At 72.4% G+C, this 16363-nt stretch carries 16 protein-coding genes; 12 read left to right on the top strand and 4 right to left on the bottom strand.

Features of this window, described 5'->3' with window-relative positions; all coding sequences use genetic code 11:
* The first annotated feature begins 19 nt into the window (after positions 1-19).
* On the top strand, positions 20-706 hold the full coding sequence (locus QUE51_RS16065) for a LysR family transcriptional regulator substrate-binding protein (RefSeq protein WP_286277353.1): 687 nt from the start codon (positions 20-22) through the stop codon (positions 704-706).
* A 48-nt stretch (positions 707-754) separates the two neighbouring features.
* On the opposite strand, the gene QUE51_RS16070 is transcribed toward QUE51_RS16065, so the two are convergent.
* Together QUE51_RS16070 and QUE51_RS16075 are read right to left on the bottom strand one after the other, a co-directional pair.
* Positions 755-1381 (bottom strand): alpha/beta fold hydrolase, encoded by a 627-nt coding sequence (locus QUE51_RS16070; protein ID WP_286277354.1) that lies wholly within the window; start codon positions 1379-1381, stop codon positions 755-757.
* A gap of 20 nt (positions 1382-1401) precedes the next feature.
* Positions 1402-1662 (bottom strand): hypothetical protein, encoded by a 261-nt coding sequence (locus tag QUE51_RS16075; RefSeq protein WP_286277355.1) that lies wholly within the window; start codon positions 1660-1662, stop codon positions 1402-1404.
* A gap of 107 nt (positions 1663-1769) precedes the next feature.
* On the opposite strand from QUE51_RS16075, the gene QUE51_RS16080 reads away from it, so the two are divergent.
* Positions 1770-2447, top strand: a complete 678-nt coding sequence (locus tag QUE51_RS16080; protein WP_286277356.1) for a hemerythrin domain-containing protein — start codon at positions 1770-1772, stop codon at positions 2445-2447.
* A 39-nt stretch (positions 2448-2486) separates the two neighbouring features.
* Here the strand turns inward: QUE51_RS16080 and QUE51_RS16085 are convergent, their stop codons facing one another.
* Positions 2487-2780 (bottom strand): DUF1905 domain-containing protein, encoded by a 294-nt coding sequence (locus tag QUE51_RS16085; protein ID WP_286277357.1) that lies wholly within the window; start codon positions 2778-2780, stop codon positions 2487-2489.
* Between the two features lie 162 nt (positions 2781-2942).
* On the opposite strand from QUE51_RS16085, the gene QUE51_RS16090 reads away from it, so the two are divergent.
* The 10 genes from QUE51_RS16090 to QUE51_RS16130 all read left to right on the top strand — a co-directional run bounded on the left by QUE51_RS16090 (position 2943) and on the right by QUE51_RS16130 (position 15049).
* Positions 2943-3557 carry a hypothetical protein gene (locus QUE51_RS16090; RefSeq protein ID WP_286277359.1) on the top strand — a complete coding sequence of 205 codons (615 nt, stop codon included), beginning with the start codon at positions 2943-2945 and terminating at the stop codon, positions 3555-3557.
* A 194-nt stretch (positions 3558-3751) separates the two neighbouring features.
* The gene (locus QUE51_RS16095; protein ID WP_286277360.1) at positions 3752-4363 is read left to right on the top strand and encodes an RNA polymerase sigma factor; all 612 of its coding nucleotides are present in this window, start codon (positions 3752-3754) and stop codon (positions 4361-4363) included.
* Positions 4363-4881 (top strand): hypothetical protein, encoded by a 519-nt coding sequence (locus tag QUE51_RS16100; protein ID WP_286277362.1) that lies wholly within the window; start codon positions 4363-4365, stop codon positions 4879-4881. Before QUE51_RS16095 ends, QUE51_RS16100 begins: the two co-directional genes overlap by 1 nt.
* A 177-nt stretch (positions 4882-5058) precedes the next feature.
* Positions 5059-5634 carry a hypothetical protein gene (locus QUE51_RS16105; RefSeq protein ID WP_286277365.1) on the top strand — a complete coding sequence of 192 codons (576 nt, stop codon included), beginning with the start codon at positions 5059-5061 and terminating at the stop codon, positions 5632-5634.
* Between the two features lie 299 nt (positions 5635-5933).
* The gene (locus QUE51_RS18470) at positions 5934-7181 is read left to right on the top strand and encodes a hypothetical protein (protein WP_434017216.1); all 1248 of its coding nucleotides are present in this window, start codon (positions 5934-5936) and stop codon (positions 7179-7181) included.
* Between the two features lie 1754 nt (positions 7182-8935).
* Complete coding sequence (locus tag QUE51_RS18475; protein ID WP_434017275.1) at positions 8936-9757, top strand: SCO7613 C-terminal domain-containing membrane protein; 822 nt, start codon at positions 8936-8938, stop codon at positions 9755-9757.
* 415 nt (positions 9758-10172) lie between these two features.
* Positions 10173-10397 (top strand): hypothetical protein, encoded by a 225-nt coding sequence (locus tag QUE51_RS16115; RefSeq protein WP_286277367.1) that lies wholly within the window; start codon positions 10173-10175, stop codon positions 10395-10397.
* A gap of 126 nt (positions 10398-10523) precedes the next feature.
* Entirely contained in the window at positions 10524-11444 is a 921-nt protein-coding gene (locus QUE51_RS16120; protein WP_286277369.1) for an NAD-dependent epimerase/dehydratase family protein, read from the top strand.
* Positions 11445-11572: 128 nt separating this feature from the next.
* The gene (locus tag QUE51_RS16125) at positions 11573-11935 is read left to right on the top strand and encodes a hypothetical protein (protein WP_286277370.1); all 363 of its coding nucleotides are present in this window, start codon (positions 11573-11575) and stop codon (positions 11933-11935) included.
* Positions 11936-12160: 225 nt separating this feature from the next.
* Entirely contained in the window at positions 12161-15049 is a 2889-nt protein-coding gene (locus tag QUE51_RS16130; RefSeq protein ID WP_286277371.1) for a bifunctional diguanylate cyclase/phosphodiesterase, read from the top strand.
* A gap of 51 nt (positions 15050-15100) precedes the next feature.
* On the opposite strand, the gene QUE51_RS16135 is transcribed toward QUE51_RS16130, so the two are convergent.
* Positions 15101-16330 (bottom strand): HupE/UreJ family protein, encoded by a 1230-nt coding sequence (locus QUE51_RS16135; protein WP_286277372.1) that lies wholly within the window; start codon positions 16328-16330, stop codon positions 15101-15103.
* Positions 16331-16363 lie beyond the last annotated feature (33 nt).

A 16363-nucleotide genomic window follows, 5' to 3' on the forward strand; every position in this document is an offset into this window, starting at 1 on the left:
CAAGGCTACCCTTGGGCTCGTGGCCGAGTCATTCACGATCGGCGTCGTCACCGGCGTCAGCGCCGACAAGTGGATCCGCGTCTGGCGGGAGCGGATGCCGGACGTTCCGCTCAGCGTGCTCGCGGTCGAGGAGGGGGCCGCGCTGGAGGCACTCGCCGACAGCGCCGACATGGTCTTCGCCCGCCTTCCCGTCCCGTCCGACGACGACGAGCTCAGCGTCATCCCCCTGTGGAGCGAGACACCCATGGTGGTCGCAGCGAAGGACCACCCGGTGAAGGTGTTCGACACCGTGACCGTTGCGGACCTGGCCGACGAGGAGCTCTACGACGGCTGGGACGACGCCACCCTCGACATCGTCGCCGCCGGGCACGGCGTCGCCCGGATGCCGCAGTCCGTCTTCCGTGCCACGGGACGGCGCGACGTCGTGGCGCGGGAGATCACCGACGCCGAACCAACCCGGGTCGGGTTGGTCTGGCGGACCTCGGGGCCGCTGATCGACGAGTTCATCGGCATCGTCCGCGGCCGCACGGCGAACAGCTCGCGGGGCGCAGCCCCCGAGCCGGACGAGGGTCCGCCGCTGCGCGCCGCGAAGGCGGCGGCTCCGCGCGCGGCGGCGAAGAAGCCCACCCCGCCGCAGAAGCGGTATCCCCGCACCTCGGGACGGACGCAGCAGAAGAGGGGCGGCACGCGCGGCAAGCGCCGCTAGGAAGCGACGGAGTCAGGAACCTGACTCCCTCCGGCGACGACCCGCCGCTCAGGCCGGAATCGGCCGGAGCGCCTGGAGGACCGCCGCGGGCTGCTCGATGGCCGCGAAGTGCCCCGCTCCCTGGATCCGGACCGCGGCGAAGTCCCGGATCCGGCTCGCGAACGCCGCCGCATCCCCGGGCCCGACGAAGACGTCGCGCTCACCCACCACCGAGCGAACGGGACAGGCGATCGCCCGCCACGTGTCGAGGTCGTACCGTCCCGCCGCACGAGCCGCTCGCACGAACGCGACGGGCCGGATCTCGTCAGCGAGCGCGGCCGTCACGGACGGGTGCAGGGAGCGGCGGTCGGCGAAGAGCGGCGCGCTGAGCGGCCCGAGCAAGCGGATCGCGTGCAGCAGGCGGAGGATCCCGTGCCCGACCGGCCCGAGCAGCGCCAGGGCGCGCATCGCGAGCAGCATCCCCGCGAACCACGGCAGGCGGAGCCCGCCGCGCAGGGGGCGCCGGATCGCGTCGACCACTGCCCCGCCGGTCCCGGACACCAGTCCCACGCCCACCGTGGCGTCGGGGCGGGTGGCGGCGATGTCGAGCGCGACGAACCCGCCGAGGGAGTGGCCCAGCACGCTCCACCTGCGGTGGCCGAGCGCCTCCGCGACGCGGACGGCCGCGGCGCTCATCGCCCGCACGTCGGTGCCGGTCAGCGGGAGCGGGGTCTCCCCCAGCCGGGCAGGTCGATGAGGACGACGTCGGCGAGCGCTCGGCCCGATCCCGCGGCCTCCGCCAGCAGCGGCGTCCAGGTCGTCCAGGAGCCCGCCGCCCCGTGCAGCAGGATCGTCGCCGGACCGCCCGTGCGCTCGGCGGCGCGCGCCACCACGGGACCGGCCGCCGTGTCGACGACGACCCGGCGCAGGCCCAGGAGGGTCTCGTCGGGAATCAGTGCGGCCGGCTCTCCCACCATTGGCGTTCGGCGCGGATCGCGTCCGCGGATTGATGCCGCGACCTTCGCCGCTGGTGCTGCCCGCGCGCGCCTCGCTACCATCTGGCCACCACGAGGAAGGAGCGGCGATGGCGCCGGAGCGCAAGGGGAAGACGGACCGGGTGGGCTGCGACACCTCCGACATGGTGATGGTGCACAACTTCCTCCGGCACGTGTACTCGCCGGCGCCCGAGCTCGTGGCGGGCATCCGGGACGGGGACTCCGCCCGCGCGAGCGTCGTCGCCGGACACCTCGGCTTCCTCATCCGCTTCCTGCACAACCACCACCGCTCCGAGGACATCGTGCTCTGGGACGAGCTGGAGCGGCGCACTCCCGCCTGCGCGCTGCACGTCGGGCTCATGCGGCGTCAGCACCAGGAGGTCGGAGACCTCCTCGACGACCTGGAGCCGCGCATCGCGGCGTGGGGCTCCACGGCGTCGGCGGCGGATGGGGCGGCGATCGTCGCCGGCCTCGAGCGGCTCAACCGGCTGCTCTTCACCCACCTCGGACAGGAGGAGTCGCAGATCCTGCCGACGGTCTCCGCCACCTGGACGCAGAAGGAGTGGCAGCAGCTCGAGGCGCACGCGCGGAAGGGCGTGACGCCGAAGGAGATCATGGTGCTGCTGGGCTTCATCCTGGAGTCGATGACCCCGGAGGCGCGGGCCTCCTTCCTGCGCGAGGCAGGACCGGTCGGCCTGATCTACCGCGTCTTCGGCGAGCGCCGCTTCAGCGCGTACCGGCGCCGGCTTTACGGCGTCGCCGCCTAGGAACGCCCGCCCGAGGCGGCCCGCCCTGGCGCGGCCCGCTCAGCCGAGTCTGCGGTCGAGCCGCACCACCACCTCGTCGCCCGGCGACTTCCCGACGGCCTTCTTGAGCTTCGCGTTCAGCGGGAGCATGTGCCGGCCCTCCCCGAGGGGCAGGAGAGTCGCCTCGAACCCGTGGGTGTCGATCGTCCCTGCGACCCGGACCGGCTTCCCCGTGCCGAGGGCCTCCGCCGAGCCGGGCAGGATGACCACCGTCCACCTGTGCGGCCCCATGTCGCCGGTGAGCCGTTCCGTGTAGGAGAGGTCCATCCCCCGTCCTTCGTCGCTGGAACTCATGCCGCGCCCCTTCGCTCGGTGGACTGGTGGGAGGAGCCCCCACGAAAGTATACGCCGTCCACATCACGCCGCGGCAAGGGAGCCCACGAACTTGGAACCTCCGGCGGGTGCCCGGCGATCCCTGAGTGACGGCGCCGCTACGGCGCCCCGCGAGGGAGCCAGATGCGCGCACAGAACGAGATCGAGGTCGACGACTCCGGCTGGCCGCCCGACATGGCCGTCCGCATCCAGGAGCAGGAGTTCCACCTGCTCGAGCTGCTCTTCATCCGGTCGTCGTGGTCCCTCCGCACCCAGTCCCCCGTGCCGCGGCTGGACCCGGTCCCCGAGCCCGGCGGCTCGAGCCGCCCGCAGTCCCGCTCCCTGGAGACCTGGTCGGCGCTCTGGGACGCGGCCTGGGCCGGAGCCTGGGCGTGGAGCTACGCGACGGCCCACGCCCACGGTGCCGGAGTGCCGCCGGATGACGTGTTCAAGGTGCTCGGGCCGCCCAAGCGGTGGAGCAGCGTCGCCGGGACCGACGGCCTCGACGAGGAGGCCTGGCTGAGCTGGGCGGCCCGGCTCCAGCTGCGCCATCGGGTCGACGAGGAGCCCGAGCGGCAGGTGGTGCCCGCACTCGTCGGAGCCTGGCGTCGCGGCCTGGACACCGTGTTCGTGATGCCGTACGCCGGGTACTACGCACACCAGCCCGAGGAGAACACCCTCATCGTGTCCCGGGCGACGCGGGAGGACCCCGAGGACTACGCGCGGGCCCTGGACGGCTTCGCCGACCGAGGCGAGTGATGCCGCTCGCGGTCCTCGCTCCTCCGCATCCCACCCCACGCCCGGCCCTGACTGCCGACGCACCGCGGAATGGCGGGAGAATGGCTCTGCAGGCCACCCTCGCCCCCGGTCGACCGCGGCCCGGAAGCGGCCGCGTGCCACCGGTCGCCGCTCCGCCCGACCGGCAGGGATCGAGGGCCGTTCGGGAGAGGGAGGTGGGAGCCGTCGACGACACTCCTGCCGAGCCGAGCGACATCGCCCTCCTCCGTGAGGCGGACTCCGGGCAGAGCTACGCCTTCGGTCTCCTCTACGACCGGCACAAGCGGCGCGTGCTGAACGCCTGCTACCGCATCGTCGCCCATCGCGAGGACGCCGAGGATGCCGCGGCGCTCGTCTTCCTCGAGACCTGGCGCCGGCGAGCGGTCGTCCGCGACATCGACGGGTCGATCCTCCCCTGGCTGCTGGCGACCAGCGTCAACGTCGGGCGCACCCTCCGCCGCAACCGCGGCCGGTACCGCACCTTCCTGGGCGGCCTGCATCCCGAGGACGGCCACGTCTCCGAAGCGGACTCGGTGGATCGCCGTCTCGAGCGTGCAGCGGCTCTGGGCCCGACCTGGGCGGCGTTCGCGAAGCTGAACGCGAAGGAGCAGACCATCCTGCTGCTCTGCGTCGTAGAGGAGCTGCCGCAGGAGGAGGTCGCGGCCACGCTGGGCATCCCGGTCGGAACGGTCAAGTCCCGGCTCTCGCGGGCGAAGGAGCGCCTCCGCCGCCAGATGGAGCTCGACGAGTCGCTCGGCCGCGAGCGCGCCCCCGAAGGGAGGCGGTGATGTTCGACCCCGTCGACGACATCGAGCCCACTCCGGGTCGGGAGGAGCGCACCCGTCGCGCCCTCGTCCAGTACGCGGCGGCGCACCCGAGGCGGCGCCGCCCGTGGCTGTTCGTGATCCCGGTCATCCTGGTGGCCTCGGTCCTCGGCGGCGGCGCCATCAATCTCCTGCTCCCCGCGTCCGACCGGACGCAGGTGCACTGCTTCGCCCGCGCGGAGGTGCGGCAAGGCGGCGGGTATCCGGAGGCCGCGATCGCGATCGGCCGCCCGAACGGCAAGGCGGCCCTGATCAAGGATGCGCTGAAGGCCTGCACCCAGTTCTGGGAGACGGGACTGCTCGACTCGGAGCAGGCGGACGGGCTGAGCCGCGATTCCACCGGGCGCACGGCACCCGACCCCGCCAATGCCGTGGTTCCCGACGAGCTCACGGTGTGCGTTCTCCCGGGCGGGGCTCCTGCGGTCGTGCCCGGGCCGCGCGGCGTGTGCGCCGGCGTGGGCCTACCCGGGGAGCTGCGGTAGGAGTTCGGGACACCCACCCGGGATCGGTTCCACGGAGTTGGAACCTCCGGGCGGCGGGCGGCGACATGGAGGTGGAGGCGCCGCTTCCGAGGTCGACCTTCCTGCCAGCGAAAGAGCTCCCATGCGCCTCCCCTGCCTTCATCCCGCCTCGCGGCGCTCGCCGCCTCCGCCGTCGCCGTGCTGCTGCTGACCGCCGGCACCGCGGCGACTCCGACCAGTGCCGCATCGCTCGGCGGCCCCTACTGCGCGATCGGGGCCGACCCGATGGTGAAGGGCCAGGCCCAGCCCGTCGATGTCGACTGCTTCGCGACCCAGGAGGCGGTCTGGGAGTTCGTGACTGGCACCCCGCTGCCGGCCGATGGCGCTCCCTCCCGCTCGGACGTGAGCGAGTACAACGCGAGCGTGCTCGACTCGAGCAGCGTCGCGGCCGTCGGCGGGGCCGACAGCGTCAGCGTGGCCGCGGCTCAGGTGGTGCTGGGCGCCGAGTTCCAGGACATCAACCTGACGGGCCCAAACCTCTACCTCTACGCGAGCTCGGGCAGCGGTTGCGGGTCGGGAGCGACCTACGGCTTCCCGAACCTCAGCAACTGGGGCTGGAACGACCGCGTCTCGTCGGCGACGGCGTACGCCGGGTGCCGCTCGCAGCACTACGCGGATGACGTCTATCGGGGCGCTTCCGTCACCTGCTCACCGACCTGCTGGTCGATGCCCACCCTGAACGACGCGGCGACGTCCATCGTCTTCCGCCCCTGAGAGCCGGTCAGGGACGGGACCACCAGCCCGGTCCCGTCCCTGACCCTTTTCCGCGTCCCGCGAGGAAACGGGACGGGAGCAGCGCCATCGCCCGCCCAGTCCCGTCCCTGACCCTTTTCCGCGTCCCGCGAGGAAACGGGACGGGAGCAGCGCCATCGCCCGCCCAGTCCCGTCCCTGACCCTTTGCCCCGCATGACGGGCACCCTCGCAGGCCCTCCCCAGCGGGGCGGCGCCGTCCCTTCCCTCCCCGGTGGCGAGGCTCCCCGGCCGCGAGCGGCCCCGACCCTAGGATGACCGCCGTGACCAGGCCCTGGACCGAGAGCGTGACCACCCAGCTGCTTGCCACGGCGATCTGTCCGCGCTGCCGCAGCGCCAATCTCGCGGACGGCGCCTGCCGCACCTGCGGCGCCGATCTCCGAGGCCCCGAGGGCGCCGAGGTCTGGGAGGCGTCGCTCGCCGCAGCCGAGGCACTCCGGCGGCGGGAGGAGGCCATCGACCGGCTGCCCACCCTGAGCCGGGCCGCGGCCCCGGCGGCAGCGGCGCCGCTCGGAGCACCCAGCGCCCCGACGCCCGCGACGCCGGTCGGCGCGGCCCCGGAGCGGCCGAGCTCCCAGGTGAGCGTCCAATCGGTGCTCGCTGCGGCGGGCGCCGGACTCTTCGCCGTGGCGGCCATCGTGTTCACCTTCTTCAACCCGGACCTGACCGACGTCCCGACGAGGACCGTCATCGTGGCGGCCGTCACCGCCCTCTTCCTGGGCGGCTCCTGGCTCCTCGCCCGTCGGGGGCTGCAGTTCTCCGCCGAGTCGATCGGCGCGCTCGGCGTCGTCTTCGTCGGGCTCGACGTCTGGTCGCTCGCCGACGTAGCGCCGCCTCCGATCGGAGGATTCCTCGCGGGCGCGATCGGCACTGTCATCGCGTCCGCGGGCCTGCTCTGGCTCGCCCGGCGCTCCCGCATCCGCGTCTGGCTGTGGTCCGCGACGATCGGCTTCACCATCGCACCCGCCCTGCTCGGCTACGGATTGCACAGCGACTGGCTCGCGGCGGCCGGCGAGGTCGCCGCGCTCGCGGCAGCGCTCGGAATGCTCGCGCTGCTCCCCGGCTGGGGCGGCCCTTCGCCTCGCCGCTCGCCGCCGAGCGCGTCACGATCACGATCCTGCAGATCCTGGCGCTCGCGGTCGTCACCGCCCGTCTGCCGTTCCTGCCTGCGGCGAACGCGGCGGCGGACAGCCTGGGCAGGGCGGCCCTGCTCGCCACCCTGGGTCTCGCTGGACTCCTCTCCGCCCGTTACGCTGCCCGGCCGTTCTGGAGCTTCGCCGCGGGCGCGCTCTTCGTGGCGGCCGCGTCCCTCCTCCCCTTCGCGACCTCCCTGCAAGATCCCGTCTGGTACGTCGCGCTGGTCCCGCTGGCCGCCGCCCTGGCGTGCGCGGCCCTGCTGCTCGTCCGACGGCTCGGCACGATCGCGCAGGCAGCGCTCCGCGCCGGCGCTGCGACGATCGCGCTCCTCGGCACGCTGCCGGCGTTCGCCGTGGCCCTGGGTCAGCTCCTGATCCCGGCTGTGGTGCTGGGGGTCGGGGGCCGCGGCGGCGCCGCGGCCCCCGACGGGCTCGGCCTCGGTCTCGTGCCCGGCGACCTCGGGCTGGCGGCGATGCTCGGGCTCCTCTGCTTCGCAGCAGGCCTGGCCGTGCTCTACCGCGGGGTGCCGCTGCCGCCGCCTCCGGTCGCCGCATTGGCGACGTCCTCTCCGGCAGCCGGGGCACTGGACGACCGGGCCCCCGCCTCCTCCGGACCAGCGGCGCCTCGGGCCCTCCGCATTCACCCGGTCCACGTGGTGGCCCTCACCACGACGGCACTCGCCATCACCACGTTCGCGGGGTGGACCGCCCTGGCGTTCCTTCCCCGGGCGGCGATCGCCCTCGCCCTCGCGGTGCTCATCTCCCTCGCGATGGTGCGGGCGCCCTCCGTCGCTCGAGCGCCGCTGGCCGCCCGGCTCCCCGCTCTCACCGCCGCGCACACGCTCGTCCTCCTCGCCGTCCTCCTGTCCTGGCTGGACGCCGCGCTGACCGTGCCCGTGGGCGTCGCCGCCGTCGCCGCTCTCGCCGCGGTGTCGCGCACCACCCCCGGAGCCGTGCGGTTCCTCTACGTCGGCGTCGGGTACGTGTACGGGCTCGCGATCCTCGCCGTCGCACTGTCCGACGCGGGCGTCGCCATCATCCCGCTGCTGTGCCTCACGACGACCGCCGCGTCCGTCGCCGCGCTCGTGGTGTCCCTGCTCGAGTGGCCGGGGGTCCGGTCCTGGTACGCCGTGCTGGCGGTCACGGCCGTCCCGTTCCTGTTCGGCATCGCCTCCGTGCTGACCGTGCGCAGCGGGTGGACCGCCCTCTCGACCGCCGTGACCTTCGCGCTGGCGCTCGCGCTGGTCGTCACCCGCCGCCGGGGACTGACCCGGCCCCTGCGGGCGGCCGCTGCCGCCCTGCTGGTGCCCACCCTGGCCGTCGTGATCGTGTGCCTCGGCGCGGAGCTCCTCGCCGGGAGCGCCTCGCCGGTCACCCTCCCGCTCATCGCCGTGGTGGTCGCGTGCGTGCTGCCGAGCCGCAATCTGATCGCGGCCGGTCTGCGACGCCGCGGGCTGCCCGACGGCGACGTCCGAGCCTCCGTTCTCTGGGTCGAGATCTCCTCGCTCATCACAGCGGCCCTGGCCGTGGTGCTCGCGCTGGTGCGCGACGCGGCCGGCCTCGGGACCACGTTCCTCGTCCTCCTCATCCTCGGCCTCGGCGCAGCCGCGACCGGCCTCTTCGCGCGGCGCCGCTACGGCTGGTGGATCGCGGGCGCGAGCTGGACCGGAGCCCTCTGGTGCGTGTGGGCCATCGCCGGGATCGCGGTGGTCGAGCCCTACCTGCTTCCCCCTGCCCTCGCTGCCGCGGTCGTCGGCTTCGTGCTCACCGCCCGCCGCGCGCCGGCGACCGGGCTCTACGCCAGCGGTCTCGCCTGCGCCGTCCTTCCGACGGCCGGGATCCTGGCCACCGTGGGCTCCGGCGACACGGCAGGTGCGGATGGCGCGCCGTGGCGCGCGTACGGGCTCCTCGCCGCCGCCGTGCTCCTCCTCGCGCTCGGGGCCGCGCTGCGCCGGCGGCCGGATTCGTCGGGCCTGCACCTCCTCACCGTCCCGACCCTGCTCGGCTCCATCGCGGCATCAGGCGGCGGGGCCGTGCAGGCGGTGCGGTACGGCCTGGGCCTCGACGCGCTCGATGTCGCCGACGACGAGCTCGTGATGCTCCCCGTGCTCGCCCTGAGCATCGGGAGCATGCTCGTCGCGGCAGCGGCGGCATCCGTCCTGCTGTCCTCGCCCGGGCGGCGCGCGCTCGCGCGGCTGCCCAGAGCCGCCTTCTGGTTCGGCCGGCCCCGCTGGCTCTACGTGCCGGCGAGCCTGTACCTGGTCGCCGGCCCGATCGCGGGAATCCGGCCGGGGTGGTTCCCCATCTGGACCCTCTGGACGCTCGCGCTCGCTGTGCTCGTCCTGATGCTCGTCACGGTCGCGAGGGCCCGCCGCGGCGGAACGGCCCTTCCGCCGGTGTGGTTCACGTTCCTGCTCGCGTGGTGCACGGCGGTCGCTGGCTGGAGCGAGCGCGAACTGCGCGTGGAGGCATTCTCCCTTCCCCTCGGGCTTGCGCTTCTCGGGGCAGGAATCCTGGCGGCCCGAGGTCGAGAGGCTGAGTCGGCGGCGGCCGGACCGACGCGCGGACCTTCCCTCAACGCGTGGCCGGTCGGGTTCACCGGCTCGTGGCGGCTGTTCGGCCCGGGAATCGTCGTCACGATCCTTCCCTCGGTGCTGGCGACCGGCACCGACCCGCTGACGCAGCGGGCCATCCTCGTGATCGCCCTTGCCCTGGCGGCGATCCTGGTCGGCCTCCTGCGGCGCCAGGCGGCTCCGTTCTTCCTGGGACTCGTCGTGCTTCCGATCGAGAACATCATCGTGTTCGTGGTCCAGATCGGCCGGTCCATCAGCGCTGCCCCGTGGTGGATCACCCTCGCCACCGCGGGCGCCGTCCTGCTGGTGATCGCGGTCGGCTACGAGCGGCGCTCGGCCCAGGGCGGTGTGGCAGCGCGGCTCCGGGACCTCGCCTGACCGTCAGCCTTCCCGCTGCACGTGCCCCATCCCTCCCAGAGCATGGGGGTTGCGCCTTCCCGTCCGTGTCCTCCAAATGACGGGCACTCGCTATGGGGGACGCGCGGATGCGCCGATCCTTGCGAACATCTACTTACGCCGGTACGGGAAGCGATTCGGGTTCGACTTCCAGACGCGGCGCGGAATACCACTTGACGCACCATTGGGTATGGGGCGTTCACGGGGCCGCGTTCCTAGGGGTAGGAGCAGCGGCCCCCTTTCCGTTGGGGCGCGATCGGGATGGGCGCTCGGGCGCGCGCGTCGAGTACTCCGGCTTCCCGAGCGGACCCTGGGAACTGGGGCGCAACCGGGGGCGCGAGTTGGAACGCGGCGAGCACTGGCGGCCACTTACTGTTGACACTCCCCGGACCCAGCAATGAGCGCGCGAGACATCACCCTCGGCTGGGTTCTCGCGTTCAGCATCTCTATGGCCGCCTTCGTCTACACGGGCATCAGCGAGGCGGTCGCCCTCGCCACTCCGGGTTCCGAGCTCGCCCTCCAGCTGCCGCCGCTGCTCGTCGGCGTCTACACCGGTCTCGTCGGCACAGGGCTCCTCATCGGCTCCCGAGTCCTGCGCGCCCGGCAGCCCCTCGAGGGCTGATCGGCTCACCGCCTGCCCCGAGGGACGCAGGTCCCTGATCTTGGGGCTGCGACAGGCCTATCTTGGCGGCACGACCGGCCGTCGTGAAGCCGGCACGCGAGCGGCATCCTGACCCGGGAGAACGATGTGAAGGTCCTCGTCGCAGGAGCGAGCGGCGCGGTGGGACTTCCGATCGTCCGCCGCCTCGTGGAGCAGGGCCACCAGGTTCACGGCCTCGTCAGAGGAGAGAGCGGAGCGGAGCGGGTGTCCGCCCAGGGGGCGACGGCTCTCCGAGCGGATGTGCTCGACTACGAGGACGTCTCCCGCGCCGTCGAGTCCGCTCAACCCGAGGTGGTCATCGATCAGCTCACGGCGCTTCCCCGGCACTACAGCCCACAGACCATGCGCGACACCCTCGCACCGACCAACCGGGTCAGGGTGACGGGCGGCGCGAACGTCCAGAAGGCAGCACTCCGTTGCGGCGCGCGGCGCTTCCTCGCCCAGTCCGGCGCCTACTTCTACGAGCCCGGCCCGGGTCTGGCCGACGAATCAGCCGGTTTCGTGGACGGCGGTCCGCCCCTGGTCGCCGGCAATGTGGCCGCCTTCCGTGCGGTGGAGGATCGGGTCGCGAGCCTGCCGAGGAAGGTCTCCGGCCTGATCCTGCGGTACGGGTTCTTCTACGGCCCCGGGACCTGGTACAGCCGCGAAGGCGATGTGGGCGAGCAGGCGCGCGCGGGCGACCTGGCGGTACTGGGGAACGGGACCGGCGTCTGGTCCTTCGTCCACCTGGAGGACGCTGCCGAGTTCACCGCCCGAGCCGCCGTCGAGTCGGATGCGACAGGGGCGGTCAACGTCACCGACGACGACCCTCTTCCAGTCGGGGACATCTTCCGCGCCTTCGCGGCGCACGTGGGGGCTGCCGCCCCGCCCTCCGTAGCCATCACCGAGGAGACGGACCCGAACGCGGTGTACTACGCCACCTGCATGAGAGGAGCGAGCAATCGCCGGGCGCGGGACGAGTTCGGGTTCCGGCCTCGGCGCCTGGAGTGGCTCGACTCGTCGCCGTGATCACGGGCAGCCCTTCCGGTCGACGCTGAGCACCCGGCCACTCCCCCGGTATCCGTCGGGGCACTTCGTCGCGCTGCTCCGAGGGTCAACCCCGCTTGCGCTCGGCGGAACCATGACACTGTCGGTATATGAGAACGATGTCTTACGCGGACGAGCATTTCAGGACCAGCGACGCAGTCGCCCATGCCGTCCTCCGCTACGCGATGCTCCTCGCGCACGGCAGTGCCAGCGATGTCGTCCGGATTCCGGTGCTCGTCAACGAGGAGCAGACGTGGGCGGAGATCATCGTCGGGCCCGCCAGCCAGATCACCACCGTCGATGTCCCGAGCAACGACGCCGATGACGAGTTGGATGACGCCGAGGTCGTCGCGGACCTGAGCAGGCGGGCCGATGAGATCGAGCGCGCACGGCAGGCGCCGCACGCCCAGGTCGAAGCCGCCGCACCGCCTCGTCCCGACGTGGGGACGTACTTCGACTTCCCGGAGGTCTGAAGGCCGCGCCGACCGGGTCCTGCATCCACGGGCGCCCCCAGGCAATGGGGGAGCCGGTATCGTGACCCATTCCGGGTTCCACGGGAAGCGGCGGGTTCTGCGCGCGACCGGGATGGCGGAGAGGTCCGAACAGCGTGTGACAGGTGTGGGGGCTGAAGAGTGGATGTGACAGGAGAATCGGCGCGTCCGGCGGGCGACCACACGGTGGGTGCCGCGTCCACTGAGATGAGCCGGTCGCGGGACCTGTTCGCAGGCGTCCTCGACGCCGCGACCGAGCAGTCCATCATCGCCACCGACGCCCAGGGCCTGATCACGGTCTTCAACACCGGCGCCGAGCGGATGCTCGGCTACACCGCCGAGGAGATGATCGGCACCAGCCCCGAACGCCTCCACGACCCCGCCGAGATCCGCGCCCGCGCCGAGGACCTCGGCCTCCCGGCGGACTTCGGGGTCTTCCTCGCGCGACCGGCCACCGGGCAGCCCGAGACCCGGCAGTGGACCTACATCACCCGCGACGGCCGACGGCTCCTCGCCTCCATCACGGTCAGCGCCATGCGAGGACCCCGCGGCGAGGTCACCGGATTCATCAAGGTCGGCACCGACATCACCGAGCTCAGCCGGTCACGGGACCTGTTCGCCGGCGTTCTCGACGCGGCCACCGAGCAGTCCATCATCGCCACCGACCCGCAGGGTCTCATCACGGTCTTCAACACCGGCGCCGAGCGGATGCTCGGCTACACCGCCGAGGAGATGATCGGCACCAGCCCCGAACGCCTCCACGACCCCGCCGAGATCCGCGCCCGCGCCGAGGACCTCGGCCTCCCGGCGGACTTCGGGGTCTTCCTCGCGCGACCGGCCACCGGGCAGCCCGAGACCCGGCAGTGGACCTACATCACCCGCGACGGCCGACGGCTCCTCGCCTCCATCACGGTCAGCGCCATGCGAGGACCCCGCGGCGAGGTCACCGGATTCATCAAGGTCGGCACCGACATCACCGAGCTCAGCCGGTCACGGGACCTGTTCGCAGGCGTCCTCGACGCGGCCACCGAGCAGTCCATCATCGCCACCGACCCGCAGGGTCTCATCACGGTCTTCAACACCGGCGCCGAGCGGATGCTCGGCTACACCGCCGAGGAGATGATCGGCACCAGCCCCGAACGCCTCCACGACCCCGCCGAGATCCGCGCCCGCGCCGAGGACCTCGGCCTCCCGGCGGACTTCGGGGTCTTCCTCGCGCGACCGGCCACCGGGCAGCCCGAGACCCGGCAGTGGACCTACATCACCCGCGACGGCCGACGGCTCCTCGCCTCCATCACGGTCAGCGCCATGCGAGGACCCCGCGGCGAGGTCACCGGATTCATCAAGGTCGGCACCGACATCACCGAGCTGAACCGCTCCCGCGCCGCCCTGCAGGAGAGCGAGTCCCGGTTCCGCGACCTCTTCCAGTACGCACCCAACGGCATGATGCTGGTGGGCGTCGGAGCCGACAATGCCGGACAGTTCCTCCAGGTCAATCCCGCGATGACGCGTCTCACCGGCTATTCGGAGGGGCAGCTGCTGGCGATGACGATGAGTGACCTCGCGGCGCCGGCCGACTCTGAGTCTCCAACGACCGGCCCTGTGGCGCTGACGCCGGACCTGACGATCGGCGGCTCCCTCGAACGGCACTGGGTGCACGCCGACGGCAGCGAGCTGTGGGTGCAGCTCAGCCTCAGCCCGACCGAGAGCACGACCGCGGATGCCAGCGTGGTGGGTCAGGTGGAGGACATCACGGCCCGCAAGCGCGCCGAGGCCGCGCTGCGCCACCAGGCCCTGCACGACGGCCTCACGGGGCTGCCCAACCGCGTGCTGCTGATGGACCGCATCGAGCACGCCCTCTCCAAGAGCGTGCGCACCGGCACGCGCATCGGCGTGCTGTACATCGACCTCGACGGGTTCAAGGGAATCAACGACTCCGCCGGCCACACCGCCGGAGACCGGGCGCTCGTGCACGTGGCCAACCAGGTCGGTGCGGTGCTGCGCCCCGGTGACACGTTCGCCCGCCTCGGCGGCGACGAGTTCATGGTGGTGTGCGAGGGCATCGAGAGCGCCGACGCCGTGACTGCCGTCGCCCGCCGCGTCCTGGCCGCGATCCGGACGCCGTTCCGGGTGGACGGCGAGGCTTTCGCACTCAGCGGCAGCATCGGCGTCCGGATCTCCGAAGCCCGGTCCAGTCCCGAGCAGCTGCTTCACGAGGCGGATCAGGCGATGTACGTGGCAAAGGGCTCCGGCAAGGGGCGCATCGAGGTCGGCGGACCCGACAGTGAAGCGCAGCTCGCCCGCACCGCCCAGGCCAAGCGCCACATGCGGCTGTCGGCCGAGCTCCGGCAGGCGGTCGAGCGGGACGAGCTGATCCTCTACGGCCAGCCCGTGCTGGACCTGCGCAGCGGCCAGGTGGTGGCGGTGGAGAGCCTCCTCCGCTGGATGCACCCGGAGCTCTCCGTCCTCGCTCCCGGCGATTTCCTCGACGTCGCGGAGGCGACCGACCTGATCTTCCCCATCGGAAGCCGCGTCCTCGGCGAGGCCTGCCGGATGGCCGCCACATGGGTCGACCTCCTCGGCCCAGCCGCCCCCTCCATCCACGTCAACATCTCCGGCCGCCAGCTGGAGGGCGGCAACCTGCACCGGGAGGTCCTGCGGGCGCTGGCGGGAACCGGGCTGGATCCCTCCCAGCTGGTCCTCGAGCTGACCGAGACCCACATGCCGCTGATCGCCAACTCACTCAAGAACGACCTGCAGGGTCTCCGCGATCGCGGCGTGAAGGTCGCGATCGACGACCTCGGCACCGGCTACAGCAGCCTCACGCGCATCACCGAGCTCCCCGTCGACATCCTCAAGATCGACATGAGCTTCGTCGCGCGGATGGAGGAGGACCCCGCGTCGGCCGCGGTGGTCCGCGGAATCCTCTCCATCGGAGACGCACTCGGGCTCGACGTCATCGCGGAGGGCGTCGAGACCCCCTCCCAGGCGGTGCGCCTCGGCGAGTACGGCTGCACCGGAGTGCAGGGCTACCTCTACAGCCGGCCCCTCCCGGAGGAGGAGCTCCTGGCGCACCTCGCGAAGGCCGGCCGGTGAAGCGCGCCCGCGCCTCCGCTCAGCGGCGACCGCAACCGGCGCGCTGAGGGGTCAGCCCAGGGAGAGGACCTGCTGCACGCTCGGCACGACGCGCTCGACGAACCAGACGAGGCCGGTCACGGTCACTGCGGCCGCAAGGATGCCGCCCACCGCGAGAGCGAGCCGCGGACGGGACCGCCGCAGCAGGACGAGCAGAGGGAACGCGACGGCGATGATCGCGATCTGAACCGTCTCGATGCCCACGTTGAACACGAGAAGCGACAGCAGCAGCGGCCAGGAGAAGGGCTCGTCGATCCCGAGCGCCGATGCGAACCCCAGCCCGTGGATGAGCCCGAAGCCGAACACCACCGCGAGGCGCGCGCGGTCACCGCCGCGCATTGGCGATCGGGGAGGCGATCCGGGGACGGCGGACCGGTCCCGCACGACCTGCCACACGTAGAACCCGGCCACCACCGCGATCGACAGGGCGATGATCGGCTCGACGACCTCGGCGGGCGCGGACACGATCCCCAGCCCAGCCAGGATGAAGGTGACGGAGTGCGCGACCGTGAACGAGGTCGCCGCGAGCAGGATGTCCCGCAGGTGCCGCGAGCTGACGATGAGGGCGAGCAGGAAGAGGATGTGGTCGATCCCGAACAGCAGGTGCTCGACGCCCAGAACGAAGAAGGTGCCCAGCCGCGGAAGCAGGGCCTCCTCGGTGGAGAACACCGTCGACGTGGGATCGAGCGCGGCGCTTCCCCGCTGACCGTCCAGGTCGTAGGTGACGACCGTCACCGTGTCCGCGACGTAGCCCTCAGCGTCCGGGAAGAGGGTGCTGCGGATGTCGTGCGTCGCGCTGTGCGGGCAGGAATGGTCAAGCGTGAGAGTCGCGTAGGGAACACCGTCGCGGTCCCGGATCTCGAGCGGCCCCGTACGCGTCGGCGTGCACGGCTGCCCTCCGGCACTCACCGTGAACCGCCCGTCGACGTAGCGCTCGATCTCGGCCGCGTGGTCGTTGAGCGCCTTCGCCTCGCCGATCTCGTCAGCCGCGTCGAACGCGGGCATGCCTTCGTCGTAGAGGGCGGGAACCTTCTCGAGATCCGCCGTGGAGACGACGAGGAGGGCATACTCCAGCGAGAGAACGGTCCGCACCGCACCATCGGGAGCGGAGGAGGCGTCGGCGTAGACGACGGATGAGAATCCGTGCGCCGACGCCGGCGACGGCGCCAGCAGGGCTGCGGTCACGCCGCTGCCCAGAAGGACTGCAACGATCGCTCGGCGGAGGGCGGAACGGGGTGACATGAGGCTCCTACTGGGGAACCGCGGGGCATCTTC

Source organism: Naasia aerilata (assembly GCF_030296595.1).
In the GTDB taxonomy this organism is placed as follows: Bacteria; Actinomycetota; Actinomycetes; order Actinomycetales; family Microbacteriaceae; genus Naasia; species Naasia aerilata.